Origin of the sequence: Empedobacter tilapiae (assembly GCF_004785645.1) — a bacterium.
Taxonomy (GTDB): domain Bacteria; phylum Bacteroidota; class Bacteroidia; order Flavobacteriales; family Weeksellaceae; genus Empedobacter; species Empedobacter tilapiae.
This window is the reverse complement of record NZ_SRPE01000022.1, coordinates 1-5,771: the sequence shown is the minus strand read 5'-3', so window position 1 is coordinate 5,771 and position 5,771 is coordinate 1. Positions and strand designations below refer to the sequence as shown.

Annotated in this window: 8 protein-coding genes; all 8 read right to left on the bottom strand. The window is 27.0% G+C overall.

What is annotated here, in order from left to right; translation table 11 throughout:
• Window positions 1–32: 32 nt before the first annotated feature.
• On the bottom strand, window positions 33–353 hold the full coding sequence (locus E4J94_RS17485) for a helix-turn-helix domain-containing protein (RefSeq protein ID WP_135836757.1): 321 nt from the start codon (window positions 351–353) through the stop codon (window positions 33–35).
• Window positions 354–435: 82 nt separating this feature from the next.
• Window positions 436–879, bottom strand: coding sequence for a transposase (locus E4J94_RS17480; RefSeq protein WP_135837066.1), 444 nt, complete (start codon window positions 877–879; stop codon window positions 436–438).
• 5 nt (window positions 880–884) lie between these two features.
• Entirely contained in the window at window positions 885–1,652 is a 768-nt protein-coding gene (locus tag E4J94_RS17475; protein WP_135837065.1) for a hypothetical protein, read from the bottom strand.
• Window positions 1,653–1,663: 11 nt separating this feature from the next.
• The gene (locus E4J94_RS17470) at window positions 1,664–2,428 is read right to left on the bottom strand and encodes a hypothetical protein (RefSeq protein WP_135837064.1); all 765 of its coding nucleotides are present in this window, start codon (window positions 2,426–2,428) and stop codon (window positions 1,664–1,666) included.
• Between the two features lie 402 nt (window positions 2,429–2,830).
• Window positions 2,831–3,265: a helix-turn-helix domain-containing protein gene (locus E4J94_RS17465; protein ID WP_135837063.1), complete on the bottom strand. Its 435-nt coding sequence runs from the start codon at window positions 3,263–3,265 to the stop codon at window positions 2,831–2,833.
• A 7-nt stretch (window positions 3,266–3,272) separates the two neighbouring features.
• Window positions 3,273–4,217, bottom strand: coding sequence for a hypothetical protein (locus tag E4J94_RS17460; RefSeq protein ID WP_135837062.1), 945 nt, complete (start codon window positions 4,215–4,217; stop codon window positions 3,273–3,275).
• Between the two features lie 701 nt (window positions 4,218–4,918).
• A complete protein-coding gene (locus E4J94_RS17450; protein ID WP_135837061.1) occupies window positions 4,919–5,239 on the bottom strand; it encodes a helix-turn-helix domain-containing protein in 321 nt (106 codons plus the stop codon).
• 89 nt (window positions 5,240–5,328) lie between these two features.
• Window positions 5,329–5,771: transposase (locus E4J94_RS17445; RefSeq protein WP_317129236.1), on the bottom strand; the 443-nt coding region annotated here is incomplete at its 5' end.

Genomic DNA, 5,771 nt, shown 5'->3' with positions numbered 1-5,771 from the left:
TATAAACTAAAAAAGCGTCAATTGACGCTTTTTTAAATAAATATCTTTTTCCACTTAGCAACAGTATTTCTACTTAATTTAAAATGATTTGCTAATTGAGAATTATTTAGATTATGTTTTTTCTGATAATCTAATATTAATAAAATATCTTGTTTTGAATAAGATTTGAATTTTTGATTTACTTCAATATTTCTTTTGTGTTCATCTCCGAAAATCAATTTATTCAATTCTAAAATATCTAAAATATTTAAATCTTGCTTATTTAGAATTTCTTGACATTGTAATATTTTATCAGGATAGAGATCATTTATTATATCTGTATAAAGTGTTTTATAATTTATTTTGGTTTTCATTGGTTTGAGTTTAAAAAGCCACTAATCACTAAAAAATGATTAGCAGCTAATGGTTAATTAGAATAGGTTTATTAGTAGTAGTTTATTTTGTTGATTTTTTATACTTACTTATCCATTTATATAAAGTTGTCTTGGGAATATGGTAACGTTCAATTACTTCTGTAGTTTTCATTTCTCCCGTTTCTATTTTATTCAGTATGTAATCGATTACTTCTTTGGTGTAAACATTTTTACGAAATCTGGGTAAAGACGATTTATTGTTATTTTCTTCATCTTCTGTATAAGTCTTTTTACCTATTGGTGCATATAAAATCAAGTGTTGCGAATAAAGACGAAAGAAATCATACTCTAAAAGCTTACTCCACTTTAGTAAGACCTCTGTATCTAAGCTTTTCATGTTATACATTTCTTCGACTTCTTTCTCTGTACATTTCATAAAATTACACACACGAGCAATAGATATTTCTTGTTCAGTTACAAGTTGGTTTAATAGCTTTCCTATATCTATTTCTTTAAAATTTAGCATCATATCTAATCTGCAGGAAAAGCTAATATTGATGTCTCTCCCCATCCACCTCCAAGTGTATTCCAAGAAGAATTTTGATCATAATTTCCAAAAAAAGTAGGCTTCTTTGTTACTAGATAGTAAGTTTTAGGGAATGAGGAGGCATTATTAATTAATGTTGCCCCTTCAGCAATTCCAAATCGTAACACATATAAACCTCCAAATTCATTACCATATATAATATCATTAGAAACAAAATAATCTGTACCATTAAATTCTGCCCATGCTAATTTTGCATAAAAACCATTATTAATCGTTCCATTATTTGAGGCTAGTAAAAGTATATTTGTTCGTATTAACCATTTACCAGGTTCTAAAGTTATTTTTCTTGAAACATATTGCATATCAGCATCTACTCTTCCGCTAAATCCACTCCCATCCTGATTTACAATTTTGACTGTCTTTCTATCTTTCCAAGCTATATCTCCTTGTATATTTAAGCTTTGTAATAATTTCCCTTCTCCTTGAGTTCCATCAGACAATCTAAATCCATTTCGAAAAGAGGAGTTAATAGAGAATTTTGTTGTTGGGGTAATATCCCCTATTCCAACATTCCCTGTAGAAGTAATTGCAAAATCATTTGCTTGCTGAACAACAGAAGGCGCATCTGTAGTTGGATTATCTTTCCCTCCATCAACATGAAATATCACTTGCGGATTTTCTGTATTGACACCAACTTGCGAAAATGAAAATACAGTCGATACAAGAAGACATGAACATAAATATTTTTTCATATTATTTCAATTTAATTGGCTGGATATGCTATAATTGAATTTTCACCCCATTTTTTTGCTCCTAAATCATCCCAGTTCCCTGAATAACCTCCAAATAAATCAGTACCTGATAAATTAAGATAAAACGTTACATCACTTGAACTTGAGTTATTAATTAAAGTACTACCAGAAACTTTACCATATGGAGCAACAAAAATTCCTGAATTGAGTGATCCTATTATTCCAGAAGAACTTGAACTCCCCTGACTTCTACTCCATTGTAATCTAACCCAAGCTCCATTACCGCCATTAGGAGATGTATCTGCTTTTAACATTATATTAGTTAATACCAACCATCTTCCAGGAGGAAGTGTTAAAGAAATTCCTGTATAAGCTTGATTGCTTGAACTTGTCGCTACAGAACCGTTATAGCCTGTTGTAGGAAATGTTCCAACAATAGATGTTGTTAGAGATTTCCATGAACCATTTCCATTTATGTCAGAAACCATATAGTAACCAGGTTGTTGAGAACCATCATTCAATCTAAATACAGGACTTATAGTCGATACAATTTCTAATTTTTTAGTAGGATTTGTTATACCTATTCCAACATTTCCTGAAGAAGTAATGACAAAATCATTTGCTTGTTGAACAATAGAAGGAGTTCCTATACTTGGATTATCTTTTCCTCCATCCACATGAAATACTCCTTGCGGATTTTCTGTATTAACACCGACTTGTGAAAATAAAGATGCAGTGGAAAATAATGACATCAGAATGATTAAATGCTTTTTCATAATTTAAAAAGTTTAAGTATTTTAATAAATAGTCCTTGCTAGACTATTCGTCCATTAAATTGATTTATAATACAATACATTATAATTTTGATTTACAATCAAGTAAACATTTAATAAGCATTTTAAAAATTATATAACTTTTAAAAAATCAATAAAATCATCTTTAAAACATTATTTTTCAACTATTTGCTTTTTTAAAGAAAAAGAATAACTTTGCATAAAAGTAGTCTAGCAAGGACTACTTTTTTTTGTTAAATTTATTCATTATGAGCATCTTAAATTTTCAGAAAAAACATTAATTAATATCTTTTTATTCTTTTTTCAGAAAAAGCCACTAATCACTAAAAAATGATTAGCAGCTAATAGTTAATTAGAATAGGTTATAATTAGTAACTAGAGAGTTTATTTTATTGAATTATACTTGTTAATCCACTTATATAAAGTAGTTTTTGGGATGTTATAGCGTTCTACTATTTCAGACTTTTTCATTGCTCCCGTGTCTATTTTATTTAAAATATAATCTATCATTTCTTTCGTATAAATATTTTTACGAAATTGAGGTAAAGATGATTTATAATTATTGATTACTTTCTCACTATCATCTTTTTTAATAGGAGCATATAAAATCAAGTGTTGAGAATACAAACGAAAAAAATCATACTCTAATAATTTACTCCATTTTAATACAACTTCAATTTCCAAACTGCTCATACTGTACATTTCATTTACTTCTTGCTCTGTACATTTCATAAATTTACAGATTCGTGATATTTCTATCCCTCTCTCTATAACTGTTTGTTTAATTAAAGCTCCTATGTGAATAGACTTGTAATTCATTTATACTTTATTTTTCATAAAGGAAAAACGAAACATCTTTAACTGAAGTAGTCATAAGAGTTGCATTACCTGTTGCAAAATTTCCTTCTGCTGTACCAGCGTTTGATTTTATTAAACTTCTCGTAGGTATTAATTTTATTTGTAACGTATTATTTGTTGTATTTATAGTTATACCTGTTAAATTAAGTGTGAAAATTTTATTACCATTAATTGTTGTACCTGCTCCAGAAGGTATACTATAAGTTGCTGAGTATATTTTAGCTCTAGTTCCATTTATAAGAATTTCAATATCATAATTTACCCAAAAACTACTTAGTGGAACCTTGTTTCCAATTGTAGGAGTTGTAAAAGAATAATCTATTGATAAAAAAATGTATTTATCATTACTTGTACTTGCTTTATTGAATGTTGTTGAATAAGAAGGATTAACACTTAGTCCTGCTACCGTATAACACATTGTAGAGTTAGCATTTGGTGTCCCATCTGCATTATGACAGTTTGTACTTACAATTTGATTATAAGTATAATTTCTTGAAGTAGCATTTGATGATATATATTCTTGCATTCCTGTTAAATTATATCCATCATATGCTCCAGGAGGTAATCCATTTAAAACCCCTACTACTCCATTATTATTTGCAACTAATGTTCTAGTTGCTGTAAAACCTCCTGTTCCATTAACAGGTAGATCATTAATTTTTGTTTTACCATTTACTTCAAGTTTTTCAGTTGGTGCAATAGTTCCTATACCTATTCTACCTTGATTGGTAATGACAACATCATCTACTTGTTGTGCAGCACTAGGAATTCCTGTAGTTGGATTTGTAGTAGCTGCAGATGACTTTCCATCTGTATGGAAAAGTTGTTGCGGATTTTCTGTATTAATTCCTACTTGAGAAAATAGCGAAACAGATGAAAATAAAGAAATTAAAACGATTAAATGTTTTTTCATAATTTTAAATTGTTTAGTGATTATTTAATAAATAGTCCTAGTTAGACTATTTGTTCATCACATTGATTTACAGTATAGTGTATTATAATTATGATTTACAATTAGGTAAGCATTTAATAAGTGATTATTAATTTTTATAAAAAAATATAAACACTCTTAATACATTACTTTCCAACAATTTGCTTTTTTAAAGAAAAAGAATACCTTTGTACAAAAGTAGTCTAACTAGGACTACTTTTTTTATTAAATCCATTCATTATTAGTACTTTATTAAAAAAGAAAATATTAGGTAATATCTTCTTTTTAAGAAAAAGCCACTAATCATTTGTTATAATTAGAATAAGTTTGTGTAGTAATGAGATTTTTATTTAGTTGAATTTTTATACTTACTAATCCATTTATACAAAGTTGTTGTTGGCATATTATAACGTTCTACTATTTCTGACTTTTTCATTTCACCTATACCTATTTTATCTAAAATAATTTGAATAAATGGTTAAAAAGTCTCAAGATTTGAAAATACCAACATATTTACAAGTTCATCTTCAATTACAACATTTCTAAAACACTATCTTTTTATGATGTGGCAATAATCGCAAAGGATACTAATAAAAGAATTAGTAAAATAACTGTAATATAATCTTTTATAGAAACTTTATTACTTCCTTGTTTTTTGAACTTTGACATATTATTTATTCTAATTAAAAAAAAAGTTTCTTCCATTTAGCAATAGTATTTCTACTTAAATTAAAATGATTAGCCAATTGAGTATTATTTAATCGATGTTTTTTCTGATAATCTAATATCAATAAAATATCTTGTTTTGAATAAGATCTGAATTTTTGATTTACTTCGATGTTGTTTTTATATTCCTCTCCAAAAATTAATTTATTCAATTCTAAAATATCTAAAATATTTAAATCTTGTTTATTTAGAATTTCTTGACATTGTAATAATTTATCTGGGTAAAGATCATTTATTATATCTGTATAAAGTGTTTTGTAGTTTATTTTCGTTTTCATTGATTTGAGTTTAAAAAAAGTCACTAATCATAACAAATGATTAGTGACTAAGGTTACAATTAGAATAAGTTTGTGTAGTAATGAGATTCTTATTTAGTTGAATTTTTATATTTACTAATCCATTTATACAAAGTTGTTGTTGGGATATTATAGCGTTCTTTTATCTCAGACTTTTTCATTGCTCCCGTGTCTATTTTATTTAAAATATAATCTATCATTTCTTTCGTATAAATATTTTTACGAAATTGGGGTAAAGATGATTTATAATTATTGATTACTTTTTCACTATCATCTTTTTTAATAGGAGCATATAAAATCAAGTGTTGAGAATACAAACGAAAAAAATCATACTCTAATAATTTACTCCATTTTAATACAACTTCAATTTCCAAACTGCTCATACTGTACATTTCATTTACTTCTTGCTCTGTACATTTCATAAATTTACAAATACGAGATAGTTCTATTTTATTTTCTATGACTGCTTGATTGATTAAAGTCCCAATATGTATTTCTTTGAAATTCATTAGTG

Coding starts and splice junctions, on each gene's coding strand:
- E4J94_RS17465 (WP_135837063.1), bottom strand. CDS start 3,265: ATGAATTACAAGTCTATTCACATAGGAGCTTTAATTAAACAAACAGTT.
- E4J94_RS17475 (WP_135837065.1), bottom strand. CDS start 1,652: ATGAAAAAATATTTATGTTCATGTCTTCTTGTATCGACTGTATTTTCA.
- E4J94_RS17460 (WP_135837062.1), bottom strand. CDS start 4,217: ATGAAAAAACATTTAATCGTTTTAATTTCTTTATTTTCATCTGTTTCG.
- E4J94_RS17485 (WP_135836757.1), bottom strand. CDS start 353: ATGAAAACCAAAATAAATTATAAAACACTTTATACAGATATAATAAAT.
- E4J94_RS17480 (WP_135837066.1), bottom strand. CDS start 879: ATGCTAAATTTTAAAGAAATAGATATAGGAAAGCTATTAAACCAACTT.
- E4J94_RS17450 (WP_135837061.1), bottom strand. CDS start 5,239: ATGAAAACGAAAATAAACTACAAAACACTTTATACAGATATAATAAAT.
- E4J94_RS17470 (WP_135837064.1), bottom strand. CDS start 2,428: ATGAAAAAGCATTTAATCATTCTGATGTCATTATTTTCCACTGCATCT.